The organism is uncultured Schumannella sp., assembly GCF_905479755.1.
Taxonomy (GTDB): Bacteria; Actinomycetota; Actinomycetes; order Actinomycetales; family Microbacteriaceae; genus DCRR01.
Map to the genome: position 1 here is coordinate 32848 of NZ_CAJQNT010000011.1, position 15767 is coordinate 48614.

The following is a 15767-nucleotide window of genomic DNA, read 5'->3' on the forward strand; positions in this document are numbered from 1 at the left end:
AGGCTGATCCGCTGCCCTCTCGGCGGCGGAAGGCGGCGATCATGTTCACGGTCGAGGAACTGGCGATTCCCCGCGAGTTGGATGACTCTCCCGCGGCGCGCGACTTCATCGCAAGCGCCGAGGTGCGCAACATCATCGACACCCTGAGCTTCGGAAGCGCCGACTTCGCGTATCCGCCCGAGGAGGAGCTTCCCGGATGGCTCGATCAGACCTACACTCACCGGCGTTCGTTCGCGGTGCGCGTGGGCGGGCACATCGTCGCGCACGCCTTCCACCAGACCCAGCCCGGCGGCGAGGGCGCCGACACGGCCTGGCAGAACGTGCGCGTGCTCCCCGAGTTCCGTCGTCGCGGCATCGGCACCGCCTTGGCCGACCACATCGAGGCCCTCGCCCGGGCCGAGGGCAAGCGCCGCATTCTCGCCTGGGCGGCCTCGCCGCCGGCGGGCGGGGCGCGGCTGGACGCCCCCACCGGCCACGGCTCGGTGCCCGCCGAGAATCCGGAGGTGCAGTTTCTGCGCGCTCGCGCGTTCCGACTGGAGCAGGTCGAACGCGGCAGTCGGCTGGCGCTGCCGGTCGACGACACGACGCTCGCCGAGCTTCGCCGCGCCGCCGAACGGCACTCGGGCCCCGCCTACCGCGTGCACCACTGGATCGACCGCACCCCCGAACGCTGGCGAGCCGACCGCGCGATGCTGATGACCCGCATGAGCACCGACGCGCCGAGTGCCGGCATGGAGGAACCCGCCGACGTATGGACGGTGCAACGGCTCCTCGACGCCGAGGAGCGCTGGGCGAAGGATCCGCGGCGCCAGCTCATGGCCGTCGTCGAGCATGTGCCCGAGAAGACGCTCGTCGGCTACTCGCTGCTGATCATTCCGCCGTCACCGTCCCGCCCGGTCGATCAGGACGACACCCTGGTGCTCCGCGAACACCGCGGGCACCGGCTCGGGATGCTGCTGAAGACGGCGAACATCCAGGAGCTTCAGCGCCTCGCCCCCGGACATCCCTCGATCATCACCTTCAATGCGGAGGAGAACCGCCCCATGCTGGATGTCAACGAGGCGGTCGGCTTCGCCCCGGTCGTGCACGAGGGCGCGTGGCGAAAGGACCTGACGTGACCCCCGGCGAGAACTACCTGGACGTGAACCGCGCCAACTGGGATGCGCGTGCCCCGCTGCACGCGGCCTCGCCCGGCTACCAGCGCGAGCGTTTCGTGCGCGACCCGCAGCACGTCTCCGATGTGGTGCGCTTCGACCTGCCGCGACTCGGCGACATCGCCGGGATGCGCGCCGTCCACCTGCAGTGCCACATCGGCACCGACACGCTCTCGCTGCATCGGCTCGGCGCGAAGGTCACCGGACTCGATTTCTCGCCCGCCTCGCTCGCCGAGGCGCGGCGACTCGCCGCCGACACGGGCGCCGCGATCGACTACGTCGAGGCGGATGTCGCCCGCGCCGCCGAGGCGCTCGAGCCCGGCACCTTCGACCTGGTCTACACCGGCATCGGCGCGATCGGCTGGTTGCCGAAGATCCGTCCCTGGGCGGCGGCGGTGTCGGCCCTGCTGAAGCCGGGCGGCCGGTTCTTCATGCGGGAGGGGCATCCGCTCATGTGGACACTCGACGAGAGCGACGCGGACCGCCTGACCCCGCGCTTCGGCTACTTCGAGCACGAGGATCCGCTCGTCTTCGACAGCGCCGAGACCTACGTCGCCACGAGCGGCGTGATCTCGGCCACGCGCACGATGGAGTGGAATCACGGCCTCGCCGAGACCGTGCAGGCCCTGCTGGATGAGGGACTGCGGCTGGAGGCGATCACCGAGCACGACAGCGTGCCGTGGCTCGCGCTGCCGGGGCACATGGCCGGACCCGGCCCCGATGGCGAGTACCGGATGCGTCCCGAGCGTCCGCGGCTGCCGCTCACCTGGACGGTGCAGGCGACCAAGCTCTAGTTCGCGCTGACGCGCCCCGCGCGCACGCGCTGACACCGCGGACAGAAGTGCGAGCCCCGGTTCATGAACACCTCGCGCACGATCAGGCGCCCGCAGCGCGGGCACGGCTCGCCCTGCCGCCCGTAGGCGTTGAGCGAGTGCGAGAAGTAGCCGCTGGCACCGTTGACGTTGACGTACTGCGCGTCGAAGCTCGTGCCGCCTTCGGCGAGAGCTTTCGCCAACACGCTGCGCACCTCGGCAAGCAGGGCCCGCGCGCGCGGACGGGAGAGGGACTCCGTCGGCTGGTCGTAGTGGATGCGCGCCGCCCACAGCGCCTCGTCGGCGTAGATGTTGCCGATGCCGCTCACGAGCGTCTGGTCGAGCAACGCCCGCTTGATCGTGGTGCGTTTGCGCGCGAGCGCGGCGAAGAACCGGCGCTCCGAGAAGTCCGGGTCCAGCGGGTCGCGCGCGATGTGCGCCACCTGACTCGGGATGCGCTGCGCCGGCCGGTCGAGCGTTCGCACCAGGTCATCCAGCGCCATCGAGCCGAAGATGCGCTGATCGACGAAGTCGACGCGCACCGCGCCGTGCTCGGGGTGATCGAGCTCAAGAACGATGCGGGTCAGGCGGTCACGGGGCGCGTCCGGCGTGCGCAGCAACACCTGCCCGCTCATGCCGAGGTGCACGACGATCGCCTCACGCGGCGCGGCGTGCTCGATCGGCACCCAGAGGAACTTGCCGCGGCGCTCGGGCGCCCGAAGTCGCGCGCCCGTGAGGCGGTCGATGAAGTCTTCGCTCGGCCCCGCGTGCCGCCGCAGCGAACGCTCGTCGAGCACCGTGACAGCGCGCACGAGCGAGCCGGTGACCGCCGGGGCGAGCCCCCGACGAACTACCTCGACCTCGGGCAGTTCCGGCATCTCGGATCAGCGCTTGCGCGGCTGCAGCCGCGACCAGGCCTCCAGCGCGGCAGCCATCTCGGCCTGCTTTTTGCTGGTGCCCTCACCGGTGGCGACGTCCTGGCCTGCCACGACGACCGTCGCGTGGAAGCGCTTGGAGTGATCCGGTCCGCTGTCGACCACAACGTAGCTCGGCAGGCCCTTGCCGAGACGGGTGGACAGTTCTTGGAGGCTCGTCTTGGGGTCCATGGCGGCCCCGAAGCGATCCGGGTCGTCCAGGAGGGGGGCGATCAGCCGCAGCACGAGCGTGTTGGCTTCGTCTTGACCCGCCGAGAGGTACGCCGCACCGATGACGGCTTCGACGGCATCGGCGAGGATCGACCCCTTCTCGCGGCCGCCGGTGAGCTCTTCGCCGCGGCCGAGCCGCACGTGGGCGCCCAGGCCGATGTTCTGGGCGACCTCCGCCAACGCGACGGCGCTCACCAGCGAGGCGCGGCGCTTGGCGAGCTCGCCCTCGTCGAGGTGCGGGAAGTCGCGGTAGAGCATCACCGTGACCGACTGGCCGAGGATTGAATCGCCCAGAAACTCGAGTCGCTCGTTGTGGGCGATCCCGCCGTTCTCGTACGCGTACGAGCGGTGCGTGAGCGCGAGCTCGATGAGTTCGGGCGCGATGGCGAGACCGAGCTCATCGATCAACTGCGCGCGCAGCGCCGCCGCGGAATCGTCCACCTCGGCTGACGCGTCCGGGCCCGAGGCCAGGTTCGCGTCCGCAGAGCTATTCATGCCCACGATTTATTCGCGTCGCCCGTCGGGCGCGCCAATAGCTCAGACGTCGGCGACCTTGCGGCCCTTGTACTCGAGGAACAGCGGGGTGCCCGCGGAGTCCTCGACGACCTTGGCGCGGTGCGGCAGGCTGTAGACGGTCTTGCCGTTCTCGACGGTCTTGACGAGCGTGGGGACCTCGGCCTTCCACTGCGAACGACGGCTGCGCGTGTTGGAACGCGATTGCTTGCGCTTGGGAACCGGCATGGGTTTCTTCTTTCTTCGCGGCGCGCGGTCGCACCGCACACGTCTTCACGGGCTCTGTCGAGCCTCACTCTTCGGTCTGGAAGCCTTCAAGGGCGGCCCACCTGGGGTCAACTCCCTCGCGCGCTGGTCCCTCGGCCGAGGAGGTCCGCTTCTCCCCCGTTTCCGGGTCGAGTCCTGGACAGTCCTCACGACAGACCGGCTGGAAGGGCAGTGCCAAGACCACCGCATCCCGCACGACCGGTTCAAGATTCACGTGATCTTCTTGAACCTGGAAGTCGAAAGCTTCGTCCTCAGAGTACGCGAAAAGCTCCTGGAATTCGACTTCGAGGTCGAGGCTGAGCGGGTCGAGGCACCGAACGCACTCCCCCGACACCGTGGTGCGGATGTCCGCGCTCACGAGGATGCCGTCGTGCAGGCCCTCCAGTCGCACGTCGAGCTCGACGGAATCGCCTTCGCGCACGTACGCGGCCCCGGCGCCGAGCTGCTCGGGCGCGGGCAGATCCAGGTCCAGCTCACGCATCGCCCCGGGGCGATGCATCAGCTCATGCACGGGAATCAGAAACGGGGAGACAGGGGTGGCCACGGTCGCCGATTCTACGCGCCCGGCGCCCGTCCCGCCCGCGCGCGGCGGGCGGACGCGGTTCACGCGGGGACCGCGGTGAACGCCTCGTCGTAGATCGCCAGTGCGCGGGCGACCTCGTCATCCGTGACCACACACGGCGGAACGACGTGGATGCGATTGTCGGCCGCGAAGGGCAGCAGCCCGCGCGCGAGCAGCTCAGCCTTCAACGCACCGATCACCGACGCCGGAACGGGCGCGCGCGTGGCCGGATCGGTGACCAGATCGAGGGCCCAGAACACGCCGAGGCCGCGCACCTCGCCGATCATCGGGTGTTTGGCGGCGAGCGCCGCAAGGCCCGGCCCGAGCAGGTCTCGGCCGACGCGCGCGGCGTTGTCGAGCACGCCTTCCTCCTCCATCGCGTCGATCGTGGCGACGATCGAGGCCATGGCGAGCGGATGCCCGGAATAGGTGAGACCGCCGGGGAACACCTTCTCGTCGAAGCTGTGCGCGATCGCGGGCGAGATGATGACGCCACCGGCGGGAACGTAGCCCGAGTTGACGCCCTTGGCGAAGGTGATCAGGTCCGGCACGACGCCGTCCGGGTTCACCGTCTGGTTCTGCCAGGCGAACCAGTCGCCCGTGCGGCCGAAGCCCGACATCACCTCGTCGAGGATCAGCAGGATGCCGTGCTCATCGGCGAGTTCACGAACGCCGGTGAGGTACCCGGGCGGCGGCACCAGCACGCCGGCCGTGCCGGGGATGCCCTCGAGCAGGATCGCCGCGATCGAGCCGGGGCCCTCCGCCTGGATGACGCGCGTCAGGTGGTGGAGCGCGCGCTCGGTCTCCTGCTCGGGAGACTCGGACCAGAACTCGCTGCGGTAGGCGAAGGGGCCGAAGAAGTGCACGTGCCCGCGGGCGAACTCGTTCGGGATGCGTCGCCAGTCGCCCGTCGCGACGACCGCCGCGCCGGTGTTGCCGTGATAGCTGCGGTAGTGGCTGAGGATCTTGTCGCGGCCGGTGAACTGCCGGGCCATCCGGATCGCGTTCTCGTTGGCGTCGGCGCCACCGTTGGTGAAGAAGACCTTCTCGAAGCCGGGGCCGGCCTTGTCGAGAATGCGCTTCGCGGCCTCGCCCCGGGCGAGGTTGGCGTGCGGCGGCGCGATCGTCGGAAGAATCGCGGCCTGCTCCTGGATGGCGGCGACGACCTTCGGATGCGTGTGCCCAATGTTGACGTTGACCAGCTGGCTCGAGAAGTCGAGGTAGCGCGTGCCCTCGAAGTCCCACACCTCGCTGCCGGAGGCACCCGCGATGACCATCGGATTGAGGGCACCCTGCGCGGACCAGGAGTGGAAGACGTGAGCCCGGTCGAGGTCGTGAGCCCGAGTGCCGTCGGCGGGGTCGAGGTGCGTGGTCATGGTGCGTCCTTGCGAATGAACTGCGGTGGATAGTTGGTGAGGGTGAAGCCGGTCGAGTAGCCGCGTCAGCGGCGTATCGAGGTCAGAATACGGCCTCGATACGCCCTGCGGGCTACTCGACCGGCTCAGGTGGTGCAGCCGGGCTACTCGACCGGCTCAGGTGGTGGTTACTGACCGCCCTCGGTGAGGAGGACGTCGAGCGGCGTGTAGTCGCCGCCGACGACGACACCCTCCTCCGCGAGCGCGTCAAGCGCCTGCTGGATGTACACGTTGGAGTACGCGGATGCCGCGGGCTCCGTGGTGATGAGGTTCAACCCGTCCTGGTTGACCGCCGCGAGCGCCCCGGTGACCGTCTTGTCCCAGGCCGCCGCGTCGACGAGACCGAAGTCGCCGCCGGCCCAGATCAGCTTGTTGACCTCGTTCATCTGCCAGAGCTGGTGGGTCGGTCCGACCGGGAAGGCCGCCTCGGCGTTAATCGCCGCGTCGTAGGTGATCGCGGCGGCCTCCTCCGGGTTGTCGCGCGCGAAGATCCAGCCCTTGGTGACGGCCTTCAGGAAGCGCACGGCGGCGTCGGCGTAGGCCGGGTCCTCCAGGCGCTCGGTGTCGGCCCAGATCGCGTCCTGGAGCATCGCTCCGGCCGTGTCCTCGTACGAGACGACGTTGAAGTCCTCCGGCTGGTACAGCTCACCGGTGTCGGGGTTGACGACCTCGAGGATCTGCGCCCACTCGTTGTAGGTCATCGCCTGGGCGGCGTCGACATCCCGGTCCAGCAGCGCGTTCATGCTGAAGTCCTGGGTCGTGATCGACACGCTCGTCGAGTCGAGCCCCTCGTCGGCCATGGCCGCGAAGATCTCCCACTCGTTGCCGAAGCCCCACGAGCCGATGCGCTTGTCCTCGAAGTCGGCGACCGAGGCGATCCCGCTGTCGGCCCACGAGACCTGCAGCGTGCCGGACTTCTGGAAGACCTGCGCGATGTTGGTCAGTTCGACCCCGGTGGCCTCGAGGGTGCCGAGCACCTTCGGGACCCACGCGATGGCGAAGTCGACGTCACCCGCGACGAGGGCATCCTGCGGAACGATGTCACCGCCGGAGGGGACGATCGACACGGAGTCGAAGCCCTCCTCCTCGAAGTAGCCCTGGTCGAGCGCCACGTAGTAGCCGGCGAACTGCGCCTGCGGGAGCCACTGCAGCTGCAGGCTAACCTCGGTGATCGGCTCGAACTCGCCCGAGTCGGTCGTGTCGGTCTCGGCGGTGGTACACGCGGCGAGGGTGAGCGCCGTGGCGGCAGCAGCGGCGATAGCCGCGAGGCCGCGGCGAGTGCTGTGTCTCATGGTGTTCCTTTCATCTGGGTGGTGCCGGGTGGTGCAGGGGGTTTCCGCCGGTCAGACCGGCGGACGCCTCGTCGCCAGCTTCTCCAGAAGCGAGGTGACGAGGAAGAAGATGAGGCCGATCAGGATGCCTCCGGCGACGAACGCCCAGGCCAGAGCGGCGCGCCCCGACTTGGCGTAGGTCGCGATCGCGGTGCCGATGCCGTCGGCGGGTCCGCCGAAGTATTCGGCGACGAGGGCGGCGATCACGGCGAGCGAACTCGCGATGCGGAGGCCGGTCATCAGGTAGGGCAGGGCGGTGGGCAAGGTCAGCACGCGGAAGGTCTGTGCGGCACTCGCGGCGGAGGCCCGCAGCAGGTCGCGGTGCACCGGCGTGGTCTGGCGCAGGCCCCGCAGCACGTTGACGAAGACCGGCACGAACGCCGCGAGCGCCGCGACCGCTTGCCGTCCGAACTGGCTGGACGCCCCGAACATCGTGTTGAGGATGGGGGTGAGGGCGACGATCGGAACGACCGCGATCGCGGCGACGATCGGGGCGAGCATCCCGTCGATCGGCTTGACGGCCGCCGCGAGCGCCGCAAACACGATCGCGACGAGCGCCCCGATGACGAGACCGATCAGCGCGTTGGTCGCGGTGATGAGCATGGCGTTGCTGATGATGCCCCAGCGCTCGACGAGTTCGACCCCGATCGTGGTGGGGCTGGGGAGCATGCGCGGGGCGGCCCCGAGCACGTCGACGTAGAGAACCCAGGCGGCCACCCCGAGAACGCCGACGCCGATCGGCGCGGCGATGCGCAGCCAGGAGGCCAGCACGCGAGTCGTCATCTCTCGTTCGCCCTTTCGACGGGCGCGCCGTGGAGCGCCTCGCGCACGGCGGTGACGCGGTCGAAGTAGGCGGGCGACTCCCGCAGCGCCTCGTTGCGGGCGACGTCGCCGAATCCGGTGGTGAGCACGTCGGTGATGCGTCCCGGCCGCGGGCTCATCACCACGACGCGGTCGGAGAGGAACACCGCCTCGGGGATCGAGTGGGTGACGAAGACGACGGCGGCGCCGGTCTCGGCGGCGATGCGGGTGAGCTCGGATTGCAGGTACTCGCGCGTCATCTCATCCAGCGCGCCGAAGGGCTCATCCATGAGCAGCAGTCGCGGGCGGGCGGCGAGGGCGCGGGCGATCGCCACGCGCTGCTGCATGCCGCCCGAGAGCTGGTCGGGGTAGCTCTCCACAAACTCGGTGAGGCCGACGAGTTCGGCGAGTTCGGCGACCCGCGCCCGGCGCTCGGCCTTGTCGACCTTGTGGAGTTCGAGGGGCAGGGCGATGTTGTCGCCGACGGTGCGCCAGGGCAGCAGTCCCGCCTGCTGGAACACGATTCCGTAGTCCTGATCGATCCGGGCGCGCGCGGCGGGCTTGCCGAAGATCTCGAGCTCGCCCGTGGAGGCCTGATCGAGGTCGGCGATCAGGCGCAGCAGGGTCGACTTTCCGCATCCGGACGGTCCGATGAGCGAGACGAACTCCCCGGCGGCCACCTCGAGCTCGACACCGCCGAGGGCGATCACGTCGCCCGAGGCGGTGGAGAAGACACGACCGACGCCGGATGCGCGCACCGCGGGTGCGGCGGGGCGGGGAGTTTCTGTGGTGGTCATGCGGCGGCTTCTCCCCTGCGGTAGTTCTTGAGTCCGAGTCCGACGAGCGCAACCGAGCCGGCGGCGATGAGGCCGAGCGCGATCGAGCCGAACGTCGGGCCCCACGGTGCGGCCGGGTCGCTGGAGGCCTGACCGGCGAGTTGGATGAGCATCCGCCCGATGCCGCCGCGCATCCCGATGGAGACTTCGGCGACGACGGCGCCGAGCACGGCGTTCGCCGCCGCGAGGCGCAGGGCGGGCAGCAGGTGCGGCACGGCCGCGGGCAGACGCAGACGCAGCAGCGTCGGCCAGTACCCGGCGGCGTAGCTGCGCATCAGATCGACGTGGATGCGGTCGGGCGCTTCGAGCCCCCGCAGCATCCCCACCGCGACCGGGAAGAAGGCCAGATAGGAGGCGATGACGGCGACCGAGAGCCATTGCGGCCACGGCATGACATCGCGGTCGATCTGCAGCCCGATGCTGTTCATCACCGGGGCGAATGCGATGAGCGGCACGGTCTGGCTGACGACGATCCAGGGCAGCAGACCCCACTCGACGAGGCGCCAGCGCTGCATGAGCGCGCCGAGCAAAGCACCGACGGCGACCCCGATCAGCCAGCCGACGGCGGCGATCCCGAGCGTCGTGAGCGCGGCGGTGATGACCGGCACGATGAGGGGCGGTGTGTCGCCGCCACTCGTGGACTGGAACAGCCGCGTCACCATGTCGATCAGGTGCGGCATCGCGCGATCGTGCGTGCGCGGCAGAATCATGACGCCGGAGCCGGTTTCGCCCTCGACCGCGCCAATCGTCACGCCCTCGGCGGGGCCGAGGAACTTGTAGCCCTCCCAGAGCACGACGACCGCGAGGATACCGACGGCGCCCCAGAGCGCTGCGGCCCCCCGACGCGCGGAGCTCCGGGCGGCCGTCATACCTTGGCCGTGAGGTGATCCTGGAGCGCCGGGATCACGGTCTCGCCGTAGACCCGGAGCGTCTCTTCCTTGTTGTCGTGCTGCAGGTAACCCGCGAACTGATGCACGCCGATCGCCTTGAGTTCTTCGAGCTTCGCGATGTGCTCTTCGGCGGTGCCGAGCAGGCAGAAGCGGTCGACGATCTCGTCGGGCACGAAGTCGACGTGATCGTTTCCGGCCTTGCCGTGCGTGTTGTAGTCGTAGCCTTCGCGGCCCTTGATGTAGTCGGTGAGCGCCTGCGGCACGGCACCCGAGTCGCCGTACTTGGCGACGATGTCGGCCACGTGGTTGCCGACCATGCCGCCGAACCAGCGCGACTGCTCGCGAGCGTGCGCGAGGCCCTCCTCGGTGCCGTCGGTGATGTAGAAGGGCGCCGCGACGCAGAACGTGATCGCGTCGGGATCGCGGCCCGCCTTCTCCGCGGCATCGCGCACGACCGCGATCATCCACTTGGCGATGTCGACATCCGCCAGCTGCAGAATGAAGCCGTCGCCGACCTCGCCGGTGAGCTTGAGGGCGAGCGGACCGTAGGCGGCCACCCACACCTCCAGCTCACTCCCGACGCTCCACGGGAAGCGCAGCTGCGAGCCGTTGTACTCGACCTCGCGGCTGTTGCCGAGCTCACGGATGACGTGAATCGACTCGCGCAGCTCCTTGAGCGTCGTCGGCTTGCCGTTGGTGACGCGCACCGCCGAGTCGCCGCGACCGATGCCGACGACGGTGCGGTTGCCGTACATCTCGTTCAGCGTCGCGAACACCGAGGCGGTGACCGTCCAGTCGCGCGTCGCCGGGTTGGTGACGAACGGGCCCACCTTCACGCGACGCGTCTCGGCGAGGATCTGGCTGTAGATCACGTAGGGCTCTTGCCACAGCAGGTGCGAGTCGAAGGTCCAGACGTGGCTGAACCCGTACTGCTCGGCGAGCTTGGCGAGGTGGACCGTCCGGCTGGCCGGCGGGTTGGTCTGAAGTACCGCTCCGAAATCCATCGTCTACACCAGGTACTGCGACAGGCCGCGCTTGAGGTAGCGTCCGTCGCCCTTCGTTCCGAGGTAGGTGTCGTTGTCGACGATCACCTTGCCGTGACTGAGGACCGTGTCGACGCGTCCGTCGATCTCAAAGCCCTCCCAGGCCGAGTGGTCCATGTTCATGTGGTGCTTCGTGTCGTAGCCGATGCTCGTGTGCCCGTTCGGGTCGTAGATCACGATGTCGGCATCGGCACCGGGCTGGATGACGCCCTTCTTGCCGTAGAGGCCGAACATCCGGGCGGGGGTCGTGCTGGTCAGCTCCACCCAGCGCTCGAGCGTGATCTCGCCGGTGACGACGCCCTGGTACATGAGGTCCATGCGGTGCTCGACGGAGCCGATGCCGTTGGGGATCTTGCGGAAGTCGCCGAGGCCGAGCTCCTTCTGATCCTTCATGCAGAACGGGCAGTGGTCGGTGGAGACCATCTGGAGATCGTTGGTGCGAAGCGCCTGCCACATCGAGTCCTGGTGGCCCTCGGCGCGGGAGCGCAGCGGTGTGGAACACACCCACTTGGCGCCCTCGAAGGCGCCGAACTCGTCGCTCGAGGCGGCCAACTGCTCTTCCAACGATAGGTAGAGGTACTGCGGGCAGGTCTCGCCGAACACGTTCTGACCCTTGTCGCGCGCCCAGGCGAGCTGCTCGACGGCCTGCTTGGCGCTGACGTGCACGACGTAGAGCGGCGCGCCGGTGAGGTTGGCGAGCATGATCGCGCGGTGCGTGGCCTCTTCCTCCATCTGCCAGGCGCGCGCGATGCCGTGGTAGTAGGGATCGGTCTTGCCCTGGGCGACCAACTGCTCGGCGAGCACGTCGATCGCGGGACCGTTCTCGGCGTGCATCATGGTGAGCATGCCGGTGTCGCGCGCGACCTGCATGGCCTTCAGCACCTGCGCGTCGTCGGAGTAGAAGACCCCCGGGTAGGCCATGAAGAGCTTGAAGCTCGAGATGCCTTCGTCGACGAGCTTCGGCATCGCGGCGAGCGAATCCTCGTCGACCCCGCCGATGATCTGGTGGAAGGCGTAGTCGATCGCGCAGTTGCCGGCGGCCTTGTTGTGCCAGGCCTCGAGACCGTCGAAGACGCGCTGGCCGTAGGTCTGCACAGCGAAGTCGATGATCGTGGTCGTGCCGCCGTGGGCGGCGGCGCGGGTGCCGGTCTCGAAGGTGTCCGAGGCGGCGGTGCCGCCGAAGGGCAACTCCATGTGGGTGTGCGCATCCACTCCCCCGGGGATGACGTACTTGCCTTTCGCGTCGATCACCGTGTCGACACTCGACTTCAGGTCGACGCCGAGGGCGGTCGAGCCGGGCTGGAGCACGGCGACGATGGTCTCGCCGTCGATCAGAACGTCGGCCGGGGCACGCCCCGTCGCGGAGACGACCGTGCCATTGATGATGAGGGTTGTCATGATGTCCTCCCGGGGATCCGGATTACGGCTTCGGGATCGAGGTGTAGGACTCCGGGCGACGGTCCCGATAGAACTGCCAATCGTCGCGCATCTGCCGCACCATGTCGAGGTCGAGGTCGCGGATCACGATCTCTTCGTGCTCGCCCGAGCCGCGCTCGCCGACGAAGTTGCCGCGCGGGTCGATCACCTGGCTGGTGCCGTAGAAGTCGACGGCGAGGTCGCCGTACTCGTTGTCTTCGCGTCCGACGCGGTTCGGCTGGAGCACGAAGTAGCCGTTCGCGACGGCTGCCGCAGGCCCCTCGACCTCCCACAGCCGGTTGGAGAGGCCGGGCTTCGTCGCGTTCGGGTTGAAGACCATGTGGGCGCCGTTGAGGCCCAGCTCACGCCAGCCCTCCGGGAAGTGCCGGTCGTAGCAGATGTAGACGCCGATCTTGCCGACCGCGGTGTCGAAGACCGGGTAGCCGCCGTTGCCGGGACGGAAGTAGAACTTCTCCCAGAAGCGATCGAGGTGCGGGATGTGGTGCTTGCGGTACTTGCCGAGGATCGTGCCGTCGGCATCCACCACCACCGCCGTGTTGTAGTACACGCCGGTCATGTCTTCCTCGTAGATCGGGAGGATCATGACGACGCCGAGCTCCTTCGCAAGCGCCGCGAAGCGCTGCACGATCGGGCCGTCGGCGGGCTCCGCGAAGGCGTAGTACTTCTTGTCTTCGGTGATGCCGAAGTACGGCCCGTAGAACAGCTCCTGGAAGCAGACGACCTGAGCGCCCTGCGCGGCGGCCTCGCGTGCGAAGCCTTCGTGCTTGGCGAGCATGGACTCCTTATCACCGGTCCAGGTGGTCTGGGTGATCGCGGCTCGAATGATCGACATGCTGGCTCCCTCGGTCGTGCTTTTGTTATTGTTCGCCGGAAACATTTCTCTGACGTTTCTGCACATGACGTCGGCGTAAAACTCAGGAACTCGAATCCGGCCTTCTCCGCAATCTACGACGGGACGCATCAACTTGGTAGCCCTCGAGCTCGACGAGCGCACCCCGCGCGGCATCGCGGCGGCCCTCGCCCGGCTCATCACGAGCGGCGACCTCGCCCCCGGCGATCGGCTCCCCACGGTGCGAGACCTGGCCGCCGAACTGGGCGTCAGCCCGGCCACCGTGAGTCACGCCTGGCAAACGCTCGCGGCCGCCGGGCTCATCACCAGCCGCGGGCGCAGCGGGAGCTTCGTGCGCTCCGCCCCGCGCGACTGGCTCCCGACGCGGTACCGCGGGCTCGAAGGCGGCGACGCTGCGCGGCTCGACCTGTCGCGCGGCACCCCCGACCCGGAACTGCTGCCCGCGCTCGGCCCCGCGCTCGCGCGCGTCTCGGACCGCGCCTCCCCCGTCAGCTACCAGGCGAAGCCCGACATCCCCGAACTTCACGACCTGCTGCGGGCCAGTTGGCCCGCCCCCGTCGAATCCCTCACCGTGACCAACGGCGCCCTCGACGCGATCGATCGGGCACTCGGCACGCTCGTGCGCCTGGGCGACCGGATCGTGCTCGAAGACCCCACCTTTCCGCCCTTCCTCGACCTCGTCGAGTTCTACGGGCTGGAGGCGATTCCCGTCCCGGTCGACGCCGAGGGGATGCGCCCCGAGGAGTTCGCTCGCGCACTGGCGCGCGGTCCGGCGCTCGTATTGCTGCAACCGCGTGCGCACAACCCGACCGGCGCCTCGATGAGCGCCGAGCGCGCCGACCTGCTGGCCGCACTTGTGCGGCGCAGTCGCATGGCCGAGCGCACCATCGTGATCGAGGACGACCACTCGTCGATGATCTCGAGTTCGCCCGAAGTCTCGCTTGCGAACTGGCTTCCCGAGCGCGTGCTGCACGTGCGGAGCTTCTCCAAGTCGCACGGACCCGACCTCCGCATCGGCGCCCTCGGCGGCCCCCGCACGCTCATCGACCGCGTCGTCGCGAGACGGCTCCTCGGCCCCGGCTGGACCTCGCGCATGGTGCAGGCGCTGCTGTTCGACCTGCTCACCGAGCCCGAGTCCGTCGCCGAACTCGACACCGCACGCGAAAGCTACGCGGCACGCCAGGCCGCACTCGCGGCGGGGCTCGCCGAGCACGGCGTCGAGGCGCGCGTCGGCGACGGCATCAACATCTGGCTCCCCGTGGAAAACGAACGATCGGCGATGGTGCACCTGGCGGCCGCCGGCATCCAGGTGGCTCCGGGCTCGCCATTCCAGGCCGGTGAACCGCTCCCCCGCGTGCGAGTCACGGCCGGGATGGTCCCGGTCGACACGGCGCACGATGTCGCCGCGGCACTCGCGACGGCGGCCGCGCGGGGCTGAGGCCTCGGCCCCGCTACGATAGGCGCACGGACCCCCGGGGCTCTCTTGCCCCGGTGCGTCGCCCGGGGTATTCGGGCGGCACGGCCCGCGCGGCTACTTCCTGCGCCCCCTGCCGACCACCTCGACCCCTGGGAATCCGATGTCTTCCACCCTCACCTCTCCGCCGACCGGCGGCTCCGCCACGCACACGTCCCGGATGCGCTCCACGCGACTCCTGCTCCTGCCCACCGTGGTCGCGCTCGGCGCGCTCGCACTCGCCGGCTGCGCCCCCGAACCCGGGCAGAACGTCGACCCCGAGACCGCCGCGGCGGCAATCGAACTGTCCAACTGCGGCGTCGCGGTGACGATCGAGACGCCCCCGGAGCGGGTGGTCACGATCAAGTCCACCTCGACCGAAATGCTGCTCGCCCTGGGGCTTTCCGACCGAATCGTCGGCACCGCGTTCCCGGACGGTCCCGTGCCCGAGGAATGGGCGGATGCGGCCGCCGACCTGCCGCTGATCTCCGACCGCGTGCCGAGCGAGGAGGCCGTCCTCGAGCTCGAGCCCGACTTCATCTACGCCGGGTGGGAGTCGAACTTCTCGGCCGATGGCGTGGGTGAGCGCGCGGAACTCGCCGCGCTCGGGATCGACAGCTACGTGTCCCCCGCCGCGTGCCGCAGCGCCGACGTTCCGGCCGAACTCGACTTCGAGGAGGTGTTCCGCGAGATCGCCGAGGTCGCCGCGATCTTCGACGTGGATGCGACCGAACTGATCGAGGCCCAGCGCGCCGAACTGGCCGGCATCGTGCCCGACTCCCGCGGGCTCACCGCGCTCTGGTATTCGTCCGGCTCGGACACGCCCTATGTGGGCGCCGGCACCGGCGCCCCGCAAATGGTGTTGGACGCCGTGGGCCTGGTCAATATCGCCGGCGACATCGACGGCGGCTGGACCTCGCTCAGCTGGGAGGCCGTCATCGACGCCGACCCGAGCGTGATCGTGCTCGTCGACTCCGACTGGGGCAGCGCCGAGAAGAAGATCGCGCAGCTCGAAGGGAACCCCGCGACGGCGCAGCTGACCGCCGTGCTCAACGAGCGCTACCTGATCGTGCCCTTCGCGGCGAGCGAAGCGGGCGTGCGAAGTGTCTCCGCGGCCCGCGACCTCTCGACGCAGCTTGCGGGGCTCACCGCGCCGTGACATCGAGTTCTGAGCGCACCGTCGTGGGGCGAGCCGGTCGCGGCTCGGCCCCCGACGACGCTCGCGGCGGCGCGCGGCGGGGCGCGGGGCGCGGCGCAG

The 15767-nt window shown here is 69.4% G+C and carries 16 protein-coding genes; 4 read left to right on the plus strand and 12 right to left on the minus strand.

Features of this window, described 5'->3' with window-relative positions; translation table 11 throughout:
- The first annotated feature begins 41 nt into the window (after nt 1-41).
- Nucleotides 42-1118 carry a GNAT family N-acetyltransferase gene (locus QZ258_RS03955; RefSeq protein WP_294179228.1) on the plus strand — a complete coding sequence of 359 codons (1077 nt, stop codon included), beginning with the start codon at nt 42-44 and terminating at the stop codon, nt 1116-1118.
- Nucleotides 1115-1948 (plus strand): bifunctional 2-polyprenyl-6-hydroxyphenol methylase/3-demethylubiquinol 3-O-methyltransferase UbiG, encoded by an 834-nt coding sequence (locus QZ258_RS03960; RefSeq protein ID WP_294179230.1) that lies wholly within the window; start codon nt 1115-1117, stop codon nt 1946-1948. Before QZ258_RS03955 ends, QZ258_RS03960 begins: the two co-directional genes overlap by 4 nt.
- Here the strand turns inward: QZ258_RS03960 and mutM are convergent.
- The 12 genes from mutM to QZ258_RS04020 form a co-directional block, all read right to left on the minus strand.
- Nucleotides 1945-2844: a bifunctional DNA-formamidopyrimidine glycosylase/DNA-(apurinic or apyrimidinic site) lyase gene (mutM, locus tag QZ258_RS03965; RefSeq protein WP_294179232.1), complete on the minus strand. Its 900-nt coding sequence runs from the start codon at nt 2842-2844 to the stop codon at nt 1945-1947. The genes QZ258_RS03960 and mutM overlap by 4 nt on opposite strands.
- A 6-nt stretch (nt 2845-2850) precedes the next feature.
- Nucleotides 2851-3606: a ribonuclease III gene (gene rnc / locus QZ258_RS03970; RefSeq protein ID WP_294179233.1), complete on the minus strand. Its 756-nt coding sequence runs from the start codon at nt 3604-3606 to the stop codon at nt 2851-2853.
- Between the two features lie 42 nt (nt 3607-3648).
- Nucleotides 3649-3852, minus strand: a complete 204-nt coding sequence (gene rpmF, locus QZ258_RS03975) for a 50S ribosomal protein L32 (protein ID WP_294179235.1) — start codon at nt 3850-3852, stop codon at nt 3649-3651.
- A gap of 64 nt (nt 3853-3916) precedes the next feature.
- Complete coding sequence (locus QZ258_RS03980) at nt 3917-4435, minus strand: DUF177 domain-containing protein (protein ID WP_294179236.1); 519 nt, start codon at nt 4433-4435, stop codon at nt 3917-3919.
- 59 nt (nt 4436-4494) lie between these two features.
- The gene (locus QZ258_RS03985) at nt 4495-5829 is read right to left on the minus strand and encodes an aspartate aminotransferase family protein (RefSeq protein WP_294179238.1); all 1335 of its coding nucleotides are present in this window, start codon (nt 5827-5829) and stop codon (nt 4495-4497) included.
- A gap of 167 nt (nt 5830-5996) precedes the next feature.
- Nucleotides 5997-7160 carry an ABC transporter substrate-binding protein gene (locus QZ258_RS03990; RefSeq protein WP_294179240.1) on the minus strand — a complete coding sequence of 388 codons (1164 nt, stop codon included), beginning with the start codon at nt 7158-7160 and terminating at the stop codon, nt 5997-5999.
- Between the two features lie 51 nt (nt 7161-7211).
- The gene (locus QZ258_RS03995) at nt 7212-7982 is read right to left on the minus strand and encodes an ABC transporter permease (protein WP_294179242.1); all 771 of its coding nucleotides are present in this window, start codon (nt 7980-7982) and stop codon (nt 7212-7214) included.
- Nucleotides 7979-8797 carry an ABC transporter ATP-binding protein gene (locus QZ258_RS04000; RefSeq protein WP_294179246.1) on the minus strand — a complete coding sequence of 273 codons (819 nt, stop codon included), beginning with the start codon at nt 8795-8797 and terminating at the stop codon, nt 7979-7981. The genes QZ258_RS03995 and QZ258_RS04000 overlap by 4 nt, the downstream gene beginning before the upstream one ends.
- On the minus strand, nt 8794-9705 hold the full coding sequence (locus tag QZ258_RS04005; protein ID WP_294179248.1) for an ABC transporter permease: 912 nt from the start codon (nt 9703-9705) through the stop codon (nt 8794-8796). Before QZ258_RS04005 ends, QZ258_RS04000 begins: the two co-directional genes overlap by 4 nt.
- On the minus strand, nt 9702-10730 hold the full coding sequence (locus QZ258_RS04010; protein ID WP_294179250.1) for a TIGR03842 family LLM class F420-dependent oxidoreductase: 1029 nt from the start codon (nt 10728-10730) through the stop codon (nt 9702-9704). The genes QZ258_RS04005 and QZ258_RS04010 overlap by 4 nt, the downstream gene beginning before the upstream one ends.
- 3 nt (nt 10731-10733) lie before the next feature.
- Complete coding sequence (hydA, locus tag QZ258_RS04015) at nt 10734-12170, minus strand: dihydropyrimidinase (protein WP_294179258.1); 1437 nt, start codon at nt 12168-12170, stop codon at nt 10734-10736.
- Nucleotides 12171-12189: 19 nt separating this feature from the next.
- A complete protein-coding gene (locus QZ258_RS04020) occupies nt 12190-13038 on the minus strand; it encodes a nitrilase-related carbon-nitrogen hydrolase (protein ID WP_294179252.1) in 849 nt (282 codons plus the stop codon).
- Between the two features lie 133 nt (nt 13039-13171).
- Here QZ258_RS04020 and QZ258_RS04025 point away from each other — a divergent pair, with 133 nt between their 5' ends.
- Together QZ258_RS04025 and QZ258_RS04030 are read left to right on the plus strand one after the other, a co-directional pair.
- Nucleotides 13172-14494, plus strand: coding sequence for a PLP-dependent aminotransferase family protein (locus QZ258_RS04025; protein ID WP_294179254.1), 1323 nt, complete (start codon nt 13172-13174; stop codon nt 14492-14494).
- Between the two features lie 139 nt (nt 14495-14633).
- The gene (locus QZ258_RS04030) at nt 14634-15668 is read left to right on the plus strand and encodes a putative F420-0 ABC transporter substrate-binding protein (RefSeq protein WP_294179255.1); all 1035 of its coding nucleotides are present in this window, start codon (nt 14634-14636) and stop codon (nt 15666-15668) included.
- Nucleotides 15669-15767 lie beyond the last annotated feature (99 nt).

Coding starts and splice junctions, on each gene's coding strand:
- QZ258_RS03955 (WP_294179228.1), top strand. CDS start 42: ATGTTCACGGTCGAGGAACTGGCGATTCCCCGCGAGTTGGATGACTCT.
- mutM (WP_294179232.1), bottom strand. CDS start 2,844: ATGCCGGAACTGCCCGAGGTCGAGGTAGTTCGTCGGGGGCTCGCCCCG.
- rnc (WP_294179233.1), bottom strand. CDS start 3,606: ATGAATAGCTCTGCGGACGCGAACCTGGCCTCGGGCCCGGACGCGTCA.
- rpmF (WP_294179235.1), bottom strand. CDS start 3,852: ATGCCGGTTCCCAAGCGCAAGCAATCGCGTTCCAACACGCGCAGCCGT.
- QZ258_RS03985 (WP_294179238.1), bottom strand. CDS start 5,829: ATGACCACGCACCTCGACCCCGCCGACGGCACTCGGGCTCACGACCTC.
- QZ258_RS03990 (WP_294179240.1), bottom strand. CDS start 7,160: ATGAGACACAGCACTCGCCGCGGCCTCGCGGCTATCGCCGCTGCTGCC.
- QZ258_RS03995 (WP_294179242.1), bottom strand. CDS start 7,982: ATGACGACTCGCGTGCTGGCCTCCTGGCTGCGCATCGCCGCGCCGATC.
- QZ258_RS04000 (WP_294179246.1), bottom strand. CDS start 8,797: ATGACCACCACAGAAACTCCCCGCCCCGCCGCACCCGCGGTGCGCGCA.
- QZ258_RS04005 (WP_294179248.1), bottom strand. CDS start 9,705: ATGACGGCCGCCCGGAGCTCCGCGCGTCGGGGGGCCGCAGCGCTCTGG.
- QZ258_RS04010 (WP_294179250.1), bottom strand. CDS start 10,730: ATGGATTTCGGAGCGGTACTTCAGACCAACCCGCCGGCCAGCCGGACG.
- QZ258_RS04020 (WP_294179252.1), bottom strand. CDS start 13,038: ATGTCGATCATTCGAGCCGCGATCACCCAGACCACCTGGACCGGTGAT.
- QZ258_RS04030 (WP_294179255.1), top strand. CDS start 14,634: ATGTCTTCCACCCTCACCTCTCCGCCGACCGGCGGCTCCGCCACGCAC.